This is a genomic window from Pseudomonas sp. ERMR1:02 (assembly GCF_002277815.1).
Lineage (GTDB): Bacteria > Pseudomonadota > Gammaproteobacteria > Pseudomonadales > Pseudomonadaceae > Aquipseudomonas.
In genome coordinates this window covers 1-20,937 of record NZ_NKJI01000003.1, presented here as the reverse complement: position 1 = coordinate 20,937, position 20,937 = coordinate 1, and the positions used below count along the sequence as shown (strand labels likewise).

At 60.3% G+C, this 20,937-nt stretch carries 16 protein-coding genes and 2 pseudogenes; 15 read left to right on the top strand and 3 right to left on the bottom strand.

The window, feature by feature from the left end:
* The first annotated feature begins 81 nt into the window (after positions 1-81).
* The 15 genes and pseudogenes from CES87_RS06090 to CES87_RS06015 all read left to right on the top strand — a co-directional run bounded on the left by CES87_RS06090 (position 82) and on the right by CES87_RS06015 (position 19,165).
* Positions 82-1,398 carry a nucleotide sugar dehydrogenase gene (locus tag CES87_RS06090; RefSeq protein ID WP_128605409.1) on the top strand — a complete coding sequence of 439 codons (1,317 nt, stop codon included), beginning with the start codon at positions 82-84 and terminating at the stop codon, positions 1,396-1,398.
* 169 nt (positions 1,399-1,567) lie between these two features.
* Entirely contained in the window at positions 1,568-3,049 is a 1,482-nt protein-coding gene (gene alg8, locus CES87_RS06085) for a mannuronan synthase (protein WP_371858183.1), read from the top strand.
* Between the two features lie 37 nt (positions 3,050-3,086).
* Positions 3,087-4,256, top strand: coding sequence for an alginate biosynthesis protein Alg44 (locus CES87_RS06080; RefSeq protein WP_128605407.1), 1,170 nt, complete (start codon positions 3,087-3,089; stop codon positions 4,254-4,256).
* Positions 4,257-4,271: 15 nt separating this feature from the next.
* The gene (gene algK / locus CES87_RS06075) at positions 4,272-5,774 is read left to right on the top strand and encodes an alginate biosynthesis TPR repeat lipoprotein AlgK (protein WP_305880253.1); all 1,503 of its coding nucleotides are present in this window, start codon (positions 4,272-4,274) and stop codon (positions 5,772-5,774) included.
* Positions 5,771-7,383: pseudogene (locus CES87_RS06070) on the top strand (alginate export family protein). The gene algK and the pseudogene CES87_RS06070 overlap by 4 nt, the downstream one beginning before the upstream one ends.
* A gap of 26 nt (positions 7,384-7,409) precedes the next feature.
* Complete coding sequence (gene algG, locus CES87_RS06065; RefSeq protein WP_128605405.1) at positions 7,410-8,996, top strand: mannuronan 5-epimerase AlgG; 1,587 nt, start codon at positions 7,410-7,412, stop codon at positions 8,994-8,996.
* A 10-nt stretch (positions 8,997-9,006) separates the two neighbouring features.
* Entirely contained in the window at positions 9,007-10,455 is a 1,449-nt protein-coding gene (locus tag CES87_RS06060; protein ID WP_128605404.1) for an alginate O-acetyltransferase, read from the top strand.
* Between the two features lie 8 nt (positions 10,456-10,463).
* The gene (locus CES87_RS06055) at positions 10,464-11,579 is read left to right on the top strand and encodes a mannuronate-specific alginate lyase (RefSeq protein ID WP_128605403.1); all 1,116 of its coding nucleotides are present in this window, start codon (positions 10,464-10,466) and stop codon (positions 11,577-11,579) included.
* A gap of 356 nt (positions 11,580-11,935) precedes the next feature.
* Positions 11,936-13,501, top strand: coding sequence for an MBOAT family protein (locus tag CES87_RS06050; RefSeq protein WP_128605402.1), 1,566 nt, complete (start codon positions 11,936-11,938; stop codon positions 13,499-13,501).
* A gap of 12 nt (positions 13,502-13,513) precedes the next feature.
* Positions 13,514-14,689, top strand: a complete 1,176-nt coding sequence (locus CES87_RS06045) for an alginate O-acetyltransferase (protein ID WP_128605401.1) — start codon at positions 13,514-13,516, stop codon at positions 14,687-14,689.
* A gap of 17 nt (positions 14,690-14,706) precedes the next feature.
* A complete protein-coding gene (locus CES87_RS06040; protein ID WP_128605400.1) occupies positions 14,707-15,363 on the top strand; it encodes an alginate O-acetyltransferase AlgF in 657 nt (218 codons plus the stop codon).
* A gap of 226 nt (positions 15,364-15,589) precedes the next feature.
* Complete coding sequence (locus tag CES87_RS06035; protein ID WP_128605399.1) at positions 15,590-17,041, top strand: mannose-1-phosphate guanylyltransferase/mannose-6-phosphate isomerase; 1,452 nt, start codon at positions 15,590-15,592, stop codon at positions 17,039-17,041.
* Positions 17,042-17,320: 279 nt separating this feature from the next.
* Complete coding sequence (locus tag CES87_RS06025) at positions 17,321-17,785, top strand: multidrug transporter (RefSeq protein ID WP_128605397.1); 465 nt, start codon at positions 17,321-17,323, stop codon at positions 17,783-17,785.
* Between the two features lie 47 nt (positions 17,786-17,832).
* Positions 17,833-18,656 (top strand): annotated as a pseudogene (locus tag CES87_RS06020) (SDR family oxidoreductase).
* A gap of 119 nt (positions 18,657-18,775) precedes the next feature.
* Entirely contained in the window at positions 18,776-19,165 is a 390-nt protein-coding gene (locus CES87_RS06015) for a DUF4440 domain-containing protein (protein ID WP_128605396.1), read from the top strand.
* A 120-nt stretch (positions 19,166-19,285) separates the two neighbouring features.
* Here the strand turns inward: CES87_RS06015 and CES87_RS06010 are convergent, their stop codons facing one another.
* From CES87_RS06010 to CES87_RS06000, 3 genes are all read right to left on the bottom strand, one after another.
* Positions 19,286-20,140 (bottom strand): HlyD family secretion protein, encoded by an 855-nt coding sequence (locus CES87_RS06010; RefSeq protein ID WP_128605395.1) that lies wholly within the window; start codon positions 20,138-20,140, stop codon positions 19,286-19,288.
* A 24-nt stretch (positions 20,141-20,164) separates the two neighbouring features.
* Positions 20,165-20,365 (bottom strand): DUF1656 domain-containing protein, encoded by a 201-nt coding sequence (locus CES87_RS06005; protein WP_128605394.1) that lies wholly within the window; start codon positions 20,363-20,365, stop codon positions 20,165-20,167.
* Positions 20,355-20,937 (bottom strand): FUSC family protein (locus tag CES87_RS06000; protein WP_178081392.1); only part of this gene is annotated, 583 nt, incomplete at its 5' end. The genes CES87_RS06000 and CES87_RS06005, both read right to left, overlap by 11 nt.

Below are 20,937 nucleotides of genomic sequence, written 5' to 3'. Positions count from 1 at the left end.
CACTATGACCGCTGAACACCCTTAACTCCGGCCATCTAATGGCTAGTAAAACACAAGCTTGATATCACAGAGGTAATTGCGATGCGCATCAGCATATTTGGTTTGGGTTACGTTGGCGCAGTCTGTGCCGGTTGCCTGTCTGCACGGGGCCATGACGTCGTTGGCGTCGATGTTGCCAAAGACAAGATCGATATGATCAATGCAGGTCGTTCGCCGATCGTTGAGCCGGGCCTGGGAGGACTTCTGGCGCAAGGTATTCAGACTGGCCGCCTGCGCGGTACCACCAACTTCGCCGAGGCGATTCGCGACACTGACCTGTCGATGATCTGCGTGGGCACGCCGAGCAAGAAGAACGGCGATCTGGAACTGAACTACATCGAAGCCGTGTGCCGCGAGATCGGTTTTGTCCTGCGTGACAAGACCACCCGCCACACCATCGTTGTGCGCAGCACCGTGTTACCGGGCACCGTGGCCAACGTGGTCATCCCGATTCTCGAAGACTGTTCCGGCAAGAAGGCCGGCGTCGATTTCGGCGTTGCCGTGAACCCTGAGTTCCTGCGCGAAAGCACCGCCATCGCCGACTATGACCAGCCGCCAATGACGGTTATCGGCGAGTTCGACAAAGCGTCGGGCGATGTTCTGCAATCGCTGTACGAAGAGCTCGACGCGCCGATCATCCGCAAGGACATCGCCGTTGCCGAGATGATCAAGTACACCTGCAACGTGTGGCACGCCACCAAAGTGACCTTCGCCAACGAGATCGGCAACATCGCCAAGGCTGTCGGCGTCGACGGTCGTGAAGTGATGGACGTGGTCTGCCAGGACAAGACCCTGAACCTGTCCCAGTACTACATGCGTCCGGGCTTCGCCTTCGGCGGTTCCTGCCTGCCCAAAGACGTCCGCGCCCTGACCTACCGCGCCGGTTCCCTGGACGTGGAAGCGCCGCTGCTCAACTCGCTGATGCGCAGTAACGAATCCCAGGTGCAGAACGCCTTCGACATCGTCTCCAGCCACGACAAACGCAAAGTCGCCCTGCTGGGCCTGAGCTTCAAGGCCGGCACCGATGACCTGCGCGAAAGCCCGCTGGTTGATCTGGCGGAAATGCTGATCGGCAAGGGTTACGACCTGAGCATCTACGACAGCAACGTCGAATACGCCCGTGTCCATGGCGCGAACAAGGACTACATCGAGTCGAAGATCCCCCACGTCTCCTCCTTGCTCAACGCCGACTTCGACGCGGTGATCGACAACTGCGACGTGATCATCCTGGGCAACCGTGACGAGAAATTCCGCGCCCTGGCGCAGAACGCCCCACACGGTAAGCAAGTGATCGACCTGGTTGGCTTCATGTCCAAGGCCACCAGCGTGAGCGGTCGCACCGAAGGCATCTGCTGGTAACACACCGTCCCTGTAGGAGCCAGGCTTGCCGGCGAACCAGACGCCCTGGTGTGTCAGGCACGCAGCCTTCGCGGGCAAGCCTCGCTCCTACGGTCCGAGAGATCGACGTGGCATTTACGCCTGCCTTAACCCAATCGGGCTCCGCCCGAGATCGAGACGGATGCAGATTATGCACAGGCTAAAGCACGGCCTACTCCAGGCCGCCGGTTGGCTGTTTTATCTAAGTTTATTGATGGGCATCGCCTTGGCGTTGCCTGTGTCCACGTTCGACTCCGAGTCGAAGGACTTCATTTTCCTGATCGGTATCGTCGGCATCTGGCGCTACTCGATGGGTGCCACGCACTTTCTGCGCGGCATGCTGTTTTTGTACGTGGTCTACCCGCACCTGCGGCGCAAAGTGCGCAAGCTGGGCAAGGCGGCGGACCCGTCCCACGTATTCCTGATGGTCACCAGCTTCCGTATCGATGCGCTGACCACCGCGCAGGTCTACAGCTCGGTGATCCGCGAGGCCATCGACTGCGGCCTGCCGACCACCATGGTCTGCTCCATCGTGGAAATGTCCGATGAGCTGCTGGTCAAGGCCCTGTGGAACCGGATGAACCCGCCTGATCGCGTGAAGCTCGACTTCGTGCGCATTCCCGGCACCGGTAAGCGCGATGGTCTGGCTTACGGTTTCCGCGCCATTTCCCGTCACCTGCCGGATGACCGCGCAGTCGTGGCGGTGATCGATGGCGATACCGTGCTCGCCGAAGGCGTCGTGCTCAAGACCGTGCCGTGGTTCCAGCTGTTCGGCAACGTCGGCGGCCTGACCACCAACGAGTTCTGCGAAGTGCGCGGCGGCTACATCATGAGCGAATGGCACAAGCTGCGTTTCGCCCAGCGTCACATCAACATGTGCTCGATGGCTCTGTCCAAGCGCGTGTTGACCATGACCGGGCGGATGTCGGTATTCCGCGCCAGCGTGGTCACCAACCCGGACTTCATCGCCGACGTGGAAAGCGACTCGCTGCAACATTGGCGCCTGGGCCGCTTCAAGTTCCTCACCGGTGACGACAAGTCGAGCTGGTTCAGCCTGATGCGCCTGGGCTACGACACCTTCTACGTGCCCGACGCCGCGATCCACACCGTTGAACATCCGCCAGAGAAAAGCTTCATCAAGGCCAGTCGCAAACTGATGTTCCGCTGGTACGGCAACAACCTGCGCCAGAACTCCCGCGCCCTGGGCCTGGGGATCAAACGTCTCGGCGCGTTCACCTCGGTGGTGCTGTTCGATCAGCGCGTGTCGATGTGGACCTCGTTGCTGGGCCTGACCGTGGCGCTGATCGCCAGCTTCAAGTACGGCACCGCGTTTATCCTGGTTTACCTGCTGTGGATCGGCATCACCCGCCTGATCCTGACCTTGCTGCTGTCCTGCTCCGGCCACCGGATCGGCCCGGCTTACCCGGCGATTCTCTATTACAACCAGATCGTCGGCGCGCTGGTGAAGATCTACGTGTTCTTCCGCCTCGACCAACAATCCTGGACTCGCCAGCCCACTTCTCTGACCCGTGATCTCGCCAGCTTTCAACGTTGGTTCAACACCTGGTCGTCTCGGACCATGACCTTCTCCGCCGGCAGCATTTTTGTCGCCGTGCTGCTGATGATGGTCTGACCGCCCCCTTATTGAATTAACCAGGAAATCGCCCCTTATGAATACCGCCGTCAACGCCAACGTAGTGCATGAATCCGAAGCCCAGCGCCAACACGCCCGAGTGAAAATCCCGGCCAAGCTGCGTTTCTTCGGCCCGGACCGTACCCCGGTCGAAGCGCGAGTGCTGGACCTCTCCGCCGGTGGCCTGGCTTTCAACGCCGGGCAACTGCCGCTCAAGACTGGCGATGTGTACAAGGCCCGCCTGCAATTTGTCATCGACAACCTCGGCCTGGCCATGGACGTCGAGTTGCAGGTGCGTTCCTACGATCGCCAGACCGGCCGTGCCGGTTGCCAGTTCCAGAACCTGGAGCCACAGGACATCTCGACCCTGCGTCACCTGATCACCTCGCACCTGGCTGGCGACATCGTCAGCATCGGCGAAGTGCTGGCGACCCTGCAGCGCGACAACTTCACCAAGGCGCGCAAGGTCAAGGACGGCGGCCACGGCATGACCCCTTTTGGACGCCTGAAAGCCGTGACCTTCAGCGCGGGGATTTTCGTCGTCGGTCTGGTCGCGTTCGGTTTTATCTTCAAATCGGTTTACGGCATGTACTTCGTCAGCCACGCCCAGGCCGGTCTGGTCAGCGTGCAAGGCGTGAACATCACCATGCCCCGTGACGGCACCGTGCAAAGCCTGATCAAAGCCGACGGCGTGGCTGCCAAAGGCGCACCGCTGGCGACGTTCAGCACCAGCATGCTCGACGTGCTCAAGGGTCATCTCGACGACGATCAACTGGCCCCGGCCAAGGTTGAAGAACTGTTCGGCAAGCAAATGACTGGCACCCTGACTTCGCCGTGCGATTGCACCGTGGGCCAGCAAATGGTTGCCAACGGTCAGTACGCCAGCAAGGGCGACGTGATCTTCCAGCTGGTGCCGCGCAACACCGAAGCCAATGTCGAAGCGCGCTTCTCCTACCGTCAGTTCGGCGACGTGCTGCCAGGCACTGCCGTGCGCTTCCAGATCGCCGGTGAAGACAAGACCCGCACCGGCAAGATTGTCAGCAGCACCAGCCTGAAAAGCGCCGACCTGTCGTCCGACATCCGCGTCCTGATCCAGCCGGACGAAGCGCTGGACAGCACCCTCGCCGGTCGCCCGGTGGAAGTGCACAGCGACCGTGGTCCGAACCTGAACTGGCTGATCGACAAAGCCATGGCTGCTGGTCTGTAACCGGAGGACATGCCTGTGACCATCATCAGTCTCCTGAGAACACCGCGATCCCTGTGGGAGCTGGCTTGCCAGCGATGGGATCACTGCGGTGTTTCTGATAAACCGCGTCAAGCGAATCGCTGGCAAGCCAGCTCCTACAGGGGGCATGTGGTGTGCTCGCTGGCACTGGCCGTCAGCCTGGCCGGTTGCGCCGGCCTGCCCGACCAACGTTTGGCTAACGAAGCCCTCAAGCGTGGCGATACCGCCACCGCCGCCGCGAACTATCAGCAATTGGCGGACCTGGGCTACAGCGAAGCTCAGGTTGGCCTGGCCGACATTCAGGTCGACAGCCGCGACCCGGCGCAGATGAAACAGGCCGAGGCGACTTACCGCGCCGCGGCCAGTGTTTCGCCGCGTGCCCAGGCGCGTCTCGGTCGCCTGCTGGTGGCCAAGCCCGGCGCTACCGAAGCCGAACATCTCGAAGCCGAAGGCCTGTTGAAAAAGGCTTCCGCTGCTGGCGAAGGCAACACCCTGATCCCGTTGGCGATGCTGTACCTGCAATACCCGCACAGCTTCCCCAACGTCGACGCGCAGAAACAGATCAGCCAATGGCGTGCAGAAGGCAAGCCGCAAGCCGGTCTGGCGCAAGTGCTGCTGTATCGCACCCAGGGCACCTACGACCAGCATCTGGATGACGTGGAAAAGATCTGCAAAGCCGCGCTCAACAGCACCGACATCTGCTACGTCGAACTGGCCACGGTCTATCAGAAAAAGGCCCAGCCAGAACAACAGGCCGAGCTGATCAAACAGATGCAGGCGGCGCACAGCCGCGGTACTGTCTCCGCTCAGCGGGTGGACAGCGTCGCTCGCGTACTCGCCGATTCGACTTTGGGCAAGACTGACGAAAAAACCGCGCAGTCGCTGCTCGAACCGATCGCTCCGGGCTACCCGGCGTCGTGGGTCACCCTCGCGCAACTGATCTACGACTTCCCGGAGCTTGGCGACGTCGACCAGATGATGAAGTACCTGGACAACGGCCGCGCCGCCGACCAGCCGCGCGCCGAACTGTTGCTGGGCAAGCTCTACTACGAAGGCAAATTGGTCCCGGCCGACGCCAAGGTCGCCGAAGAACATTTCCAGAAAGCCGTCGGCCGCGAAGTCGCCGCCGATTACTACCTCGGCCAGATCTATCGCCGTGGCTACCTGGGCAAGGTTTATCCGCAGAAGGCTTTGGATCACCTGCTGACCGCTGCGCGCAATGGCCAGAACAGTGCCGACTTCGCCATCGCCCAGCTGTTTTCCCAAGGCAAAGGCACCAAACCTGACCCGCTCAACGCGTACGTGTTCAGCCAGCTCGCCAAGGCCCAGAACACCCCGCAAGCCACCGAGCTTGCACAAACACTCGAAGCCCAACTGCCACCTGCGCAGCTTGCCGAGGCCCAGCGTCTGTTGAAACAGGAACAGTCCGTTCGCGGTGCCTTGAGCCAGAACACGCTGCAACTGCAGGCCCTGCAAGAAGACGGCGAGGAATCCCTATGAAGTTGAATCCATTTTTTGAGCCAGCCGCGACCTCTGTAGCAGCTGCCGAAGGCTGCGTTCGATCGCGCAGCGGTCGCCAAACCACCCTACGACTGCTCCGCAGCCGGACGCAGGCTGCGCCAGCTGCTACAAGACCGTTTGCGTTTTCGAAATTGTTTATTGGCTTGAGCCTCGCCGTGATTTGGTCAAGCCCGACCCTGGCGGCCCTGACCGAAGACAAGAACTTCGGCCTTGAAGTGAAAATCACCGGCCAGTCCGAAGACGACCGCGACCTCGGTACCCGCAGCGGTGGCGACGTCAATGGCGTCGGCCTCGACCTGCGCCCGTGGGTCTATGGCGAAAGCGGCGCGTGGAGCGCCTACGCCATGGGCCAGGCGGTGACGTCCACCGACATCATCGAGACCGACACCCTGCAACAATCCGACGGCGCCGCGAACACTGACAACAATGACCGCAAGACCAAGAAGAACTATCTGGCGATGCGCGAGTTCTGGGTCGGCTACAGCGGCCTGACGCCTTACCCTGGCGAGATGCTGAAGCTCGGTCGCCAACGCCTGCGCAACGACGACGGCCAGTGGCGCGACACCAACATCGAAGCCCTGAACTGGACCTTCGACACCACCCTGCTGCGCGCCAACGCCGGTGTCGCCGAACGCTTCAGCGAATACCGCACCGACCTCAAAGAACTGGCGCCGAAAGACAAGGATCGCCTGCACGCCTACGTCGATGCGGCGTATCAGTGGACGCCAGGCAACTGGGTCGGCATTCGCGGTCATCACACCCACGATGACGGCAAACTCGACTACCCGACGCCGGGCGAACCGGGCGACTCGCTGGACAAGAAACAGAACGGCGACATCAGCTGGCTCGGCCTCACCGCCGACAGCGACGCCTACAGCTTGAAAAACAGAAACACGGTCAATTACTGGGGCAGCATCACCGGCATGAGCGGCGACCGCGACACGGTCAACCCGCTGAACGCCGATGGCAGCGCTCCCGCACAAGCCAAGCACAGCGGCGATGTCAACGGCTGGGCCACCGATCTGGGTGTGCGCCTGCGCCTCGATCCACAGTGGCAAGTCGGTGCGGCCTACGCCCGTGCCAGCGCCGATTACGAACAGAACGGCCTGGAAAGCAACCGCTCGAACTACACCGGTACCCGCTCGCGTGTGCACCGTTTCGGCGAAGCCTTCCGCGGTGAAATGAACAACCTGCAAACCGCGACGCTGTTCGGATCGTGGATGCTCAACGACGAATACGACGCCAGCCTGATCTACCACAAATTCTGGCGTGTCGACGGTAACAAGCCGGTCGGCAGCAACGGCATCAATGCTGTGCAGAACAACACCGACGACGTCACCGGCGCCGTGCTTTCCAGCACCTCGCTGCCGCTGAACGATGGTGAAAAGACATGGGTCAGGAAATGGACCTGGTAGTCACCAAGTACTTCAAGCAGGGGCTGTTGCCAGCAGCGTTGAGCCAGTCGGTCGACGAGCCTTCGGCCCTGGTGCGGTTCCGTGGTGGCGTGTTCAAGCCCGGCGACGCCTATGGCAAGCAAGTCGATTCGTACATGCACCGCGCGTTCATCGACGTGATCTGGCGCTTCTGATGCACATTGCGAAGGGAGTCTCCCAGATGAATCATCAAGCCATAAAAGGCTCGATCAGCCTGTTGGCCGGCGCGATGCTGCTGGCCAGTGCGAGCGCCTTCGCCAGTGTGGAGCCGGCTGCCCCGCAACAAGGTAAGCCGGCGACCATGGCCAAGGAACTGCAACAAGCCAAGACCTACACCGTCAGCAGCGCACCGACCGCGCCGCTGGAACTGGCCGAGCCGAAACTGCCGGACATCTCCGGCTACACCAGCGATGCCATCGCCGCGAAAATCGTGCGCAGCAAGGCCGGCAAAATCAGTGTGCGCCGGATGATGCAGGAAGACGCCCTGAAGGACTTCATTGGCGGCGACAACAAGATGGCCGAATGGGTGGTGCGTCAGCACGGCATCCCGCAGGCGATCTTTGTCGACGACGGCTACATGAACCTCAAGGACCTGGCGAAGAAGCAGCCCAAATACGTCATCGAAACTTCGCCGGGTGTGTTCCTGGCCAAATTGCCGATCGTGGTCGGCCGTCATGGCATCCTGGAAATCGACAAACAGACCCAGGAATTGCGCCTGTCGCAAGAGGCCGGTTCGTTCCTGGTCAACGACGGCCAGTTGTTCGTGCGTGATACCAAAATCACCGGTTGGCGCGAGAAGGACAACGGCCCGGCGACGTTCAATTCGCCCAAGGAATTCCGTCCGTTCCTGCTGTCCTGGGGCGGCACCGAGACCTACATCGCCAACAGCAAGATCGCGAGCTTCGGCTACGCCAACAGTAAGTCCTATGGCGTGAGTATTTCCCAGTACACGCCGAACATGGCCAAGGTGCTCAAGCGTCCTGAACCGACCGGCTGGATAGTCGGTTCCGAGTTCTCGGACATGTGGTACGGATTTTACTGCTACGAAACCCGCGACTTCGTGGTCAAGGGCAACACCTACAAAGACAACATCGTCTACGGCATCGACCCGCATGACCGGTCGCATGGCCTGATCATCGCCGACAACACGGTGTTCGGGACCAAGAAAAAGCACGGGATCATTATTTCCCGTGAGGTCAACGACAGCTTCATCTTCAACAACCGCAGCTACGACAACCACCTCTCGGGACTCGTTATCGACCGTAACAGCGTCAACAACCTGATCGCCCACAACGAGATCTACCAGAACCACACCGACGGCATCACCCTCTACGAGAGTGCCGACAACTTGCTGTGGGGCAACAAGGTGATCAGCAACCGTCGCCACGGCATCCGCATTCGTAACAGCGTGAACATTCGCCTCTACGAAAACGTCGCCATGGCCAACGGCCTGACCGGCGTGTACGGGCACATCAAGGATCTCTCCGACACCGACCGCGACATCAAGCTCGACCCGTTCGACGCCCAGGTGTCGCTGATCGTGGTCGGCGGCGAACTGGCGGCCAACGGCAGCGGCCCGCTGTCCATCGACTCGCCGCTGAGCGTCGAGCTGTATCGCGTGTCCATGCTTGCGCCGACCAAATCCAGCGGCATCAGCTTCAACGGCATTCTCGGCGAGCGCCAGGATGAAATTCTCGACCTGCTGGTGCGCCAGCAAAAAGCCGTGCTGATCGACCCTGTCGAACGCCAGACCGAAATGCGCGACTGAGGATAATTTTATGCACCCACACTTGATCAAATTACTCAGCCTGTCGGCCCTGACCGCCGGCATTCTCGCGGCCAGCTCGGGCGTTCGTGCCGATGAAAATCAGGCACCGAAGTTCAGCGCCGAACCGTGCTGCAGCCTGTGCCCCGCTGCCCACGACGCGAAGAATTACACCACCCGCTACCAGCAGAATTTCACCACGCTGGTGCAGGCTCAGGGCGACTGGTTGTTCCGTACCCAGGAAGACTTGCGCACCGAATTCGACACCTCGCCCGCCGGCTACAAACGCATGAAACAGCTGCACGATGCGTTCAAGAGCAAAGGCGTGGAGTTGGTCGTCGTTTATCAACCGACCCGTGGCCTGGTGAACCGCAACAAGCTCAACCCGGCAGAGAAAGCCAGCTACGACTTCGACAAGGCGCTGACAAACTACAAGACCATGCTCGGCCGTTTCGCGGCCATGGGCTACGTGGTGCCGGACCTGTCGCCGCTGACCAACGAACAACTGCCCGACACGTTGCCGGCGCATGATTTCTACTTCCGCGGCGACCAGCACTGGACCCCGTACGGCGCCCAGCGCACAGCGAAAATCGTCGCTGAAAAGGTCAAGCAAATCCCGGCCTTCGCCGACATTCCCAAGCGCGAATTCGAGACCCATAAGTCAGGTCGCATGGGCAAGACCGGAACATTACACAACATGGCCGGTCAACTCTGTGGCACCAGCTACGCGATCCAGTACATGGATCAATTCACCACCGAGCCCAAGGGCGAAGCGGGCGATGGCGACTTGTTTGGCGATTCCGCCAATCCGCAAATTACCCTGGTCGGCACCAGCCACAGCGGCAAGAACTACAACTTCGCCGGTTTCCTCGAAGAGGCCATCGGAGCCGACATTCTCAACGTGGCGTTCCCCGGCGGCGGCTTGGAAGGTTCGATGCTGCAGTACCTGGGCAGCGAAGAGTTTCAGACCAAACCACCGAAGATTCTCATCTGGGAATTCTCGCCGCTCTATCGCCTCGACCAGGAAACCATCTACCGCCAGATGATGGCGCTATTGGACAACGGTTGCGAAGGCAAGGATGCACAGATGTCCGGCAGCACCACTTTGAAACCGGGCAAAAACGAACTGATGGTCAACAGCAAAAACCTGAACCTGCAAAACAGCAGTCACCAGGTCGACATCCGCTTCGCCGATCCGTCGGTGAAAACCCTGCAAGCCACCCTCTGGTACATGAACGGGCGCCACGAGGACATCAAGATCGATAAACCGCAAACCTCCGACACTGACGGGCGTTTCGCCTTCGAGTTGCGCACGGACGAAGACTGGGCCTCGCAGAATCTGCTGGCCGTCGAAATCCAAGGCCCTGAAGCAGGCGCCGCGCCACAGAAAGTCGAAGCAAAAATCTGCAAACGCAACGTATTCCCGGGTGCTGAGCAACGTACCGCTCAGGCCGGGCAATGAGGACTGCTATGCAAAATCCGACACTTGCAACACTTGCTCTTCTGAGCATGGCGATGTTTGCCGGAGCGACTCAGGCTGCCGCGCCACTGCGTCCGCCCCAGGGCTACTTCGCGCCGATCGAGAAACTCAAAACCGGCGACAAGAGCGAAGGCTGTGACGCGATGCCGACGCCGTACACCGGCTCGCTGCAGTTTCGCAGCAAGTACGAAGGCTCGGACAAGGCCCGCTCGACACTGAATGTGGTGTCGGAAAAAGCCTTCCGTGACAGTACCGCCGACATCACCAAAATGGAGCGCGGCACCAGCAAGCGGGTGATGCAGTTCATGCGCGACGGTCGCCCGGAACAGCTGGAATGCACTTTGAATTGGCTGGCTACTTGGGCTCGGGCGGATGCACTGATGTCCAAGGACTTCAACCACACCGGCAAGTCCATGCGCAAATGGGCGTTGGGCAGTATGGCGTCGTCTTACATTCGCCTGAAGTTCTCCGACTCCCATCCGCTGGCCAACCATCAGCAAGAGTCGCAATTGATCGAAGCCTGGTTCAGCAAAATGGCTGATCAGGTAGTCAGCGACTGGGACAACCTGCCACTGGAGCAAACCAACAACCACTCGTACTGGGCTGCCTGGTCGGTGATGGCAACGTCCATCGCCACTAACCGTCGCGACCTGTTCGATTGGGCGGTGAAGGAATACAAGGTCGGCGCCAATCAGGTCGACGCGGACGGTTACCTGCCCAACGAACTCAAGCGCCAGCAACGCGCTCTCGCCTACCACAACTACGCCCTGCCGCCGCTGGCGATGATCGCCAGTTTCGCCCAGGTCAACGGTGTGGATTTGCGTCAGGAAAACAACGGCGCGCTGAAACGCCTGGGTGATCGTGTACTGGCGGGGGTGAAAGACCCGGACCAGTTCGAGAAGAAGAACGGCAAGGAGCAGGACATGACCGACCTGAAGGAGGACATGAAATTCGCCTGGCTCGAACCGTTCTGCACGCTCTACACCTGCGCGCCGGAGGTGCTGGAGAAGAAACACTCCATGCAGCCGTTCAAGACCTTCCGCCTCGGAGGCGACCTGACCAAGGTCTACGACCCGGCCAACGAAAAAGGCAAAAAAGGTTCGTAGCAGCCGGCTTGCTGGCGAATGGCACAACACGGTGTACCTGACACACCGCTAACCCTGTAGGAGCCGGCTCGCTGGCGAATGCCACAACACGGTGTACCTGACACACCGCCAACCCTGTAGGAGCCGGCTTGCTGGCGAATGGCGCGACACGGTGTACCTGACACACCGCTAACCCTGTAGGAGCCGGCTTGCTGGCGAATGGCACGACTCGGTGTACCTGAAACACCGCCTTCGCTGGCAAGCCAGCTCCTACAGGGGGTTTGTGGTGGTTTTGAATGCAATACATCTCCCGGATTTTCGTGGGGGGTTGGGGGGCCGTTGGCCCTTGAATGTTGGTTAAACAAGGAGAGATCAGGATGGTTTTTTCATCCAACGTGTTCCTGTTTTTGTTCCTGCCGATCTTTCTCGGCTTGTACTACCTGAGCGGAATACGCTATCGCAATCTGCTGCTGCTGATCGCCAGCTACGTGTTCTACGCCTGGTGGCGTGTGGACTTCCTGGCGCTGTTTGCCGCCGTCACGCTGTGGAACTACTGGATCGGCCTCAAAGTCGGCGCCGCCGGCGTCAGGACCAATCCGGCGCAGCGCTGGTTGCTGCTCGGCGTGGCCGTCGACCTGTGCATCCTCGGCTACTTCAAGTACGCCAACTTCGGCGTCGACAGCATCAACGCCATGATGACGTCGGTGGGTCTGTCGCCGTTCATCCTGACCCACGTGCTGTTGCCGATCGGGATCTCGTTCTACATCTTCGAGTCCATCAGCTACATCATCGACGTCTACCGTGGCGACACGCCGGCAACCCGCAACCTGATCGACTTCGCGGCGTTCGTGGCGATCTTCCCGCACCTGATCGCCGGCCCCGTGCTGCGTTTTCGCGACCTGGCCGATCAGTTCAACAACCGCACCCACACCCTCGACAAGTTCTCCGAGGGCTGCACGCGGTTCATGCAGGGTTTCATTAAGAAAGTCTTCATCGCCGATACCCTCGCGGTGGTGGCCGACCATTGCTTCGCCCTGCAAAACCCGACCACAGGCGATGCCTGGCTGGGCGCCCTGGCGTACACCGCGCAGTTGTACTTCGACTTCTCCGGCTACAGCGACATGGCCATCGGTCTGGGCCTGATGATGGGTTTCCGCTTCATGGAAAACTTCAAGCAGCCATACATCAGCCAGTCGATCACCGAGTTCTGGCGTCGCTGGCACATCAGCCTGTCGACCTGGCTGCGTGACTACCTCTACATCACCCTGGGCGGCAACCGCAAAGGCACGCTGATGACCTATCGCAACCTGTTCCTGACCATGCTGCTCGGTGGTCTGTGGCACGGCGCGAACATCACCTACATCGTCTGGGGTGCGTGGCACGGCATGTGGCTGGCGATTGAAAAAGCCATCGGCCTGAACACCTCGCCGCGCAGTTTCAATCCGATCCGCTGGGCGCTGACCTTCCTGCTGGTGGTGATGGGCTGGGTGATTTTCCGTGCGGAAAACCTGCACGTCGCCGCTCGCATGTACGGCGCGATGTTCAGCTTCGGCGACTGGTCGCTGTCGGAACTCAACCAGGCCAGCCTCACCGGCCTGCAAGTGGCGACGCTTATTTTGGCCTATGTGACTTTGGCGTTCTTCGGCCTGCGCGACTTCTACACCAATCAGCCGCCAGCCAAGACCAAGCCTGCCGTCAACGTTGATAGCGACGGTCCGGCAGCCGCTCAACCGGGCCTGATCAAAGCCGTGCCTGGGGATAACCCGTCGAGCATCCACCAGCCTGGCTACACCGTCGGCGTCGAAGCCCAGGTGCAACCGGCCTACTGGACCGCTGACTGGTCGCGCTACGTGATGCGCGCCCTGGTACTGCTGCTGTTCATCGCCTCGATTCTCAAACTCTCGGCGCAAAGCTTCTCGCCGTTCCTTTACTTCCAGTTCTGAGGGATCTGACCAATGACCCGCTCATTACGCATCTTCTACATCGCCCTGTTTATGGTGACCCTGCTGGCCCTGGGCCTGTGGTCGGTTCGCAGCTTCCTGGGCTTCACCACCAACGCCGATGCGACGGTACTCAACGGCCGCTGGACCAAGGCCGTGGAGACGCACTACGACGACGAGTTTCCGATCAAGCGCCTGGGTACCAACCTCTGGGCGGCGTTGGACTTCAAACTGTTCAACGAAGGTCGTCCGGGCGTGGTGCTCGGTCGGGATCAGTGGTTGTACAGCGATGAAGAGTTTCATCCGACCGTCAACGAAGAGCTGAACCTGCAAGGCAACTACGCGCTGGTCGAAGGCGTGCGCCAGACCTTGAAAGCCAAAGGCATACAACTGGTGATGGCGGTGGTGCCGGCCAAGGTGCGCCTGTACCCGGAACACCTTGGTGAAGAGAAACCGGCCAGCATCCACGCCAACCTCTACAAGGATTTCCACCAGCGCCTGGCCGCTGACCGGATTCCGGCGCCGGACCTGCTTGGTCCGCTGCAAGCCGCCAAAAACGCCGGCAAGCAAGTGTTCCTGCGTACCGACACCCACTGGACCCCGGAAGGCGCCGAGATCGCCGCCAACCGGTTGGCCAAGACCATTACCGAGAAGTACCCGCTGAGCGGCGAACCGCAAACCTTCGTCACTGAACCAGCGGAAAAAGTTATCCACAAGGGCGACCTGCGTCTGTTCCTGCCGCTGGACCCGCTGTTCGAAAACCTGATGCCGGCGCAAGAACCGCTGCAAAAGCGCAACACCGTAGCGGCTGAAGGCCAGCCGGCCGGCGACGACGCGCTGTTCGCCAACACCGAAGTACCCGTAGCACTGATCGGCACCAGCTACAGCGCCAATCCCAACTGGAACTTCGTCGGTGCGCTCAAGCAAGCGCTGCACAGCGACGTGGTCAATTACGCCGAAGACGGCCACGGCCCGATTCTGCCGATGCTCAGCTACCTGAAAAGCGACGCTTTCAAGAACAGCCCGCCACAGGTGCTGATCTGGGAGTTTCCTGAACGCTATCTGCCTGTGAACAACGAAATCGGCGACGCCGACCCGCAGTGGGTCGCAGAGCTTAAACAAGCCGGCGCCCGCCAACAAAACGTAGCCATTAACGCTAAATCCGAGACGCCCGATCGGGCGCAAAACTGAAAGAGAGAGGTATTACCATGACTTTCACGACTACTCCTCGTCGTCTCGCCAAGACCTTTGCACTGGTTGCTGGTATGAGTGTGCTCTCGATGCAGGCCTTCGCCGGTGGCGACGCGGCGCTGTACGGCCCGACCGCACCGAAAGGCTCGACCTTCGTGCGCATCTACAACGCCAGCAACGCCGAAGTCAGCGCCACCGTCGGCAGCACCAGCCTGAGCGACGTCGCGCCGCTGTCCAGCAGTGACTTCAGCTTTATGCCGGGCGGCGATTACAGCGCCAAGGTCGGCAGCCAGACCCTGCCGGTGAAACTGGCCGGCGACCACTATTACACCCTGGTCAACAACGCGAGCGGCGCGCCGCAACTGATTGAAGAGCCGCCGTTCAAGAACAAGCAGAAATCCCTGGTCCGCGTGCAGAACCTGAGCGACAAGGCACTGACCCTGAAGACCGCCGACGGCAAGACCGAGGTAGTCCCGAACGTGGCCGCCAAGGGCCGTGGCGAGCGTGAAATCAACCCGGTTAAAGTCAGCCTGGCGCTATACGATGGCGCAACGAAAGTCGGCGACGTGAAACCCGTCGCCCTGGAGCGCGGTGAGGCAGCGGTGCTGTACGTCACCGGTAACGGCAGCAGCCTGTCGCCGGTCTGGGTAAAACGCCCGGTATCGACGCGCTAACACATTTGCCCGATTGACCCATTTTCCTCTGTAGGAGCGAGCTTGCTCGCGAAAAACGTAAGGACAACGCGTTTATCCAGACAGCGCGCGTTTTCGTTGACGTCCATCGCGAGCAAGCTCGCTCCTACAAGGGACCGAGGTGTCAGTCGGGACACGAAACAAGAACAAGAGTGAAACGACACAGCGTTCGTCGCTCTGACCCAAACGATTTTCAAGGAGTAACAACATGATTCCGGTGATCTTGTCAGGTGGTAGCGGCTCCCGTCTTTGGCCGCTTTCCCGTAAGCAATTCCCGAAACAATTCCTGGCCCTGACCGGCGAGCACACGCTGTTCCAGCAAACCCTGGAGCGCCTGGTGTTCGACGGCATGGACACGCCGATCGTGGTCTGCAACAAAGACCACCGTTTCATCGTCAACGAGCAACTGGCCGCCCGTAAGCTGGAAACCCAGCGCATCCTGATGGAACCGTTCGGCCGCAACACCGCACCAGCGGTGGCATTGACCGCGATGATGCTGATCAATGAAGGTCGCGACGAATTGATGCTGGTGCTGCCGGCCGACCACGTGCTGGAAGACCAGAAGGCCCTGCAACGTGCCCTGGCACTGGCCACCGTCGCCGCCGAAAACGGCGAAATGGTGCTGTTCGGCGTGCCGGCCACCAAACCGGAAACCGGCTACGGCTACATCAAGTCGACCAACGATTTGCTGCTGCCCGAAGGCGTCAGCCGTGTCTCGCACTTCGTCGAAAAACCCGACGTGAAACGTGCCACCGAGTTTGTCCAGTCCGGTGGCTACTTCTGGAACAGCGGCATGTTCCTGTTCCGCGCCAGCCGTTTCCTCGAAGAACTGAAAAAGCACGATCCGGACATCTACGACACCTGTCTGCTGACCCTGGAACGCAGCCAGCAAGATTCCGACACCATCAGCATCGACGAAGCCACGTTCGCCTGCTGCCCGGACAATTCCATCGACTACTCGGTAATGGAAAAAACCCAGCGCGCCTGCGTAGTGCCGCTGACCGCGGGCTGGAGTGATGTCGGCTGCTGGTCGTCGCTGTGGGAAGTGAATAAAAAAGACGCCAACGGCAACGTCACCAAAGGCGACGTGGTGATTCAGGACAGCCGCAACTGCATGATCCACGGCAACGGCAAACTGGTGTCGGTGATCGGCCTGGAAAACATCGTCGTGGTGGAAACCAAGGACGCCATGATGATTGCGCACAAGGACAAGGTCCAAGGCGTGAAACAGATGGTCAACACCCTCAATGAACAGGGCCGCAGCGAAACCCAGAATCACTGCGAAGTCTATCGTCCGTGGGGCTCCTACGACTCGGTGGACATGGGCGGTCGCTTCCAGGTCAAGCACATCTCGGTGAAGCCGGGCGCGTGCCTGTCGCTACAGATGCACCACCACCGCGCCGAGCACTGGATCGTCGTCAGCGGCACCGCCGAAGTGACCTGCGATGAAAATGTGTTCCTGTTGACCGAAAACCAGTCGACCTACATTCCGATTGCTTCGGTGCACCGTTTGCGAAACCCAGGCAAGATTCCACTCGAGATCATCGAAGTGCAATCGGGCAGCTATCTGGGCGAAGACGATATCGAGCGATTTGAGGATATCTACGGTCGTTCAACGCCGATCGAGCGTGGCGTGTCGGTGAAAACCATCGCGCAGTAAGCATCAGGCAAGACAAAAGCCCCCGTCCAATCCGCTGCGTTCCCTATCCGCAGCGGGTTGGATGGGGCTTTTTTCTGGATTCATTGCTGCCCTTACTGGCCTCATCGCGAGCAGGCTCACTCCTACATTCGATCGTATTTCTCCAGGAAAAACCCGGTCAACTGTAGGAGTGAGCCTGCTCGCGATGGGGCCATTACATTCACCACAAAGATCTCGCCCATCGCCAACCCCACCCGCGCTTATGTACGATGGTCCTATCTCCCCCGAGGTCTGCGCGACATGTTCATCGGCATCCTGCTGGTAATCACCTGGCTGATCCTGTTGCTGCGCTATCCGGCCAAGGCTTTACCCGTGTCTATGGCTGCTGCCATCGGACTGGGCATCGTCGCCACCTGGGTCATCTGGATGGACCACCGCGAACTGAAGCAACTGCAACGCCTTGAGCTACGCATCAGCTATGCGCCCCAACGCTGCCCCGCAGACCGTCCGCTGCAATTGACCATGAACAACGGCAACGATGTGCCGCTGACCGAACTACGCTGGCGGGTGGCCGCCTATGCGCCAGGCGACACGGTCAACCTGGCCGACAATCAATACGCCGCCCCACGCTACCGCGGCCCCGGCGAATTGCAGGCCGGTGGCAAGTGGGAAGACTGTTTGCCGCTACCGCCACTGCGCCCCGGTTACCGCCCGGAAACCCTGGAGTTTCGCGCCGAGCGATTGCAGGGTAGTTTCTCTGACTGAGCTTTCCCCACTGAGCTTTCTTCCACCGTTTGCACAAGGACCGCGCCATGCCCGTTGCGTTGATTACCGGTTGTTCCAGCGGCATTGGCCGCGCCCTCGCCGATGCATTCAAAAACGTCGGATACGAAGTCTGGGCCAGTGCGCGCAAGGCTGAAGACGTGGCCGCGCTGAGCGCGGCGGGATTCACCGCCGTGCAACTGGATGTCAACGACGGCCAGGCGCTTGAGCAATTGAGCGAACGGATCAACCAGCAGCATGGCGGACTCGATGTGCTGATCAATAACGCCGGGTACGGCGCCATGGGGCCTTTGCTCGATGGCGGCGTACAGGCGATGCAGCGCCAGTTCGAAACCAATGTCTTCGCCATCGTTGGCGTGACTCGCGCAATGTTTCCAGTGTTGCGTCACGCCAAAGGGATCGTGGTGAATATCGGCAGCGTTTCGGGGATTCTGGTCACGCCGTTCGCTGGCGCCTACTGCGCGTCCAAAGCCGCCGTGCATGCCTTAAGTGATGCCTTGCGCATGGAGCTCGCGCCGTTTGGCGTACGGGTCATGGAAGTTCAGCCGGGTGCCATTACCTCCAGTTTCGCCAAGAATGCCGGCTTTGAGGCCGAGCAACTGATCAGCGAACAATCGCCATGGTTCCCGCTGCGTGAAGGCATTCGCGCACGGGCCAAGGCTTCCCAGGACAACCGACGCCAGCCAGTGAATTCGCAGCCGGGTTGCTCAAGGCCGTGCAGCAGAGCAAGCCGCCACGGCTGGTGCGGTTGGGTAATGGCAGTCGGGCGTTGCCGTTGATAGCGGGGTTGTTACCCAAGGGCTTGCTGGAATCGACGTTGATGAAGCGGTTCGGGTTGCGTGGGCAGCTCTAGCACCGCGTGATCGTTCTTCGCGGGCAAGCCTCGCTCCTACAGGTAATCACCGAACCTGTAGGAGCGAGGCTTGCCCGCGAAGGCGCCGGAACAGACTCCACAGAATTCAAGGAAACAACATGACCGACTACACCGAATACTTTGACGAAGTGATCCAGGCCCACGTAGCCATCGAACAATGGCTGGGAAAGGAGCAGGAAGCATCCGAACTTGAGCACCTGCTGACTCGCTTTTCGCCGCAGTTTTCCATGGTCTCGCCCTTGGGTCGGGTGCTGGGTTTTGATGCGCTGAATCAGTTGTTCATGCTGTCTGGTGGCAAGAAGCTTGGGTTCCGCATCAAGCTCAGCGAGTTACGCGGCATTGCGCTGCACAACGATGGCGCGACCGTCAGCTATCGCGAGCAACAGACCGATGCCACCGGCCTGCACTCGGATCGCCGTTCGACCGTGGTGTTCCAGAAGGTGGATGGCAAGATTCTTTGGCGGCATTTGCATGAGACTTTTTGCTGACTGTGTCGATGATCAACTGTAGGAGCGAGCCTGCTCGCGATGCACCCGGGAACGCCGCGGGGTGTCAGGACGCCAGCGTCATCGTTGACGACCATCGCGAGCATGCTCGCTCCTACAGGGTTACATCTGTTTCACCACCACCGTACAAGTAATCCCCGCCGCCAGCAGTACCCCCTCCGGCACTTCATCGATGTGAATCCGCACCGGCACCCGTTGCGCCAGGCGCACCCAGTTGAACGTCGGGTTTACGTCGGCGATCAGTTCACGGCTCTCCGGGTTGTCGCGGTCGTAGATACCGCGCGAGATGCTTTCCACATGGCCCTTGAGCACTTCGCCGCTCATCAGTTGCATGTCGGCCCTATCGCCGACGCGCACGTGGGGCAGTTTGGTTTCTTCGAAGAAGCCGTAGACCCAGAACGAATTCATATCGACCACGGCCATTTTCGCTTCGCCGATGCGCGCATAGTCGCCGCGATGGACGTTGAGGTTGGTCACGTAACCGTCCACCGCCGCACGGACTTCGGTGCGTTTCAGGTTGAGTTCGGCGGCTTCCAGTTGCGCCTGTGCCTGCTGGTAATCGGCCAGGGCTGAATCGGCGATGTTGCTGGCGTCGTCACGGTTTTCCCTGGAGATCACCAGATTATCCAGATCGGCACGGCGATGGGCGTTGACCTTGCGCATCTCCCACGTCGCCTTGCGCGAAGCCACCAGTGACTGCGCCTGCTTGACCGCCAGACGGTAGTGCTCGGGGTCGATCTGCATCAGCAGATCACCTTTTTTTACAAGCTGGTTGTCACGCACCGGCACGTTCACCACTTCGCCGGTAACGTCGGCGGCGACGTTGATGATGTCGGCGCGCACCCGGCCGTCGCGGGTCCACGGGGTTTGCATGTATTGCACCCAGAGGGTCCGGCCGATCCATATGGCGAGGGCCAGCACCAGCAGGGTCGCGAGCAGGCTGAAAAGCTTTTTCATCAGTGCATTCTCAGTGGTAGAGAGTCAACGGTAGACAGTCAGCGCCAGGGCGCCGAACAGACAGGTAAACAGACTCAGGCGCAGCAGCGCCGGGTGCCAGAAGAAGCGGTACAGGTCGAAGCCTGCGAGAAACCGGTCAAGCGCCCAGGCCAGCACTGCGGCAATCAGAAACATCAGGGTCATGGTCGGCATGTACACGCCGTGGAACGCTATTTCACGAGGCATGTTCAAGTCCTTGGGGCTTGGCGGTGGCGCTGGCAAGGGCGTAGCTGGACAGTGGCGATTGCGGGTCCAGCAGTGAGGTACGGATGAAGTGCAGGTAGCTCTTGACCCGACGCAACGCCGAAGTATCGAAGTGCGGGGCGAAGGGTTCGTCAGTCGCTTGCACGCGATTGATCGCGTGGTCGACCGCGATCAATGCGCGCTCCAGGTTGCTTTGGCCCGGCTTCAGAAACAGCCGCACCAGCGAGCGCCCCATCACGCGGATCGACTGACGCCATGGCTGGGATTGGGCATACGCCGGGTGCACCGGCAAGATCGCCTGTTCCTTACGCAACTCGATAATCGCGTGACCGACCTCCAGCACTACGAACATCCAGCGCAGCAGAGTGCGCTGCACCTGCGGCTGCCCCGCCGCGAAGCCGTAGGCCTGATGCACCAGGTCACGGGTGCGGCTTTCGAAACTCGACGCCAGGCCCTTGAGTTTGCCGCTGATGGCATACACCACCTGGCCGCGCAGGTCCTGCTCCAGCCGTCGCCACAACCAGCGACTGTTGGGCGGCAGAATGATTGCCCCC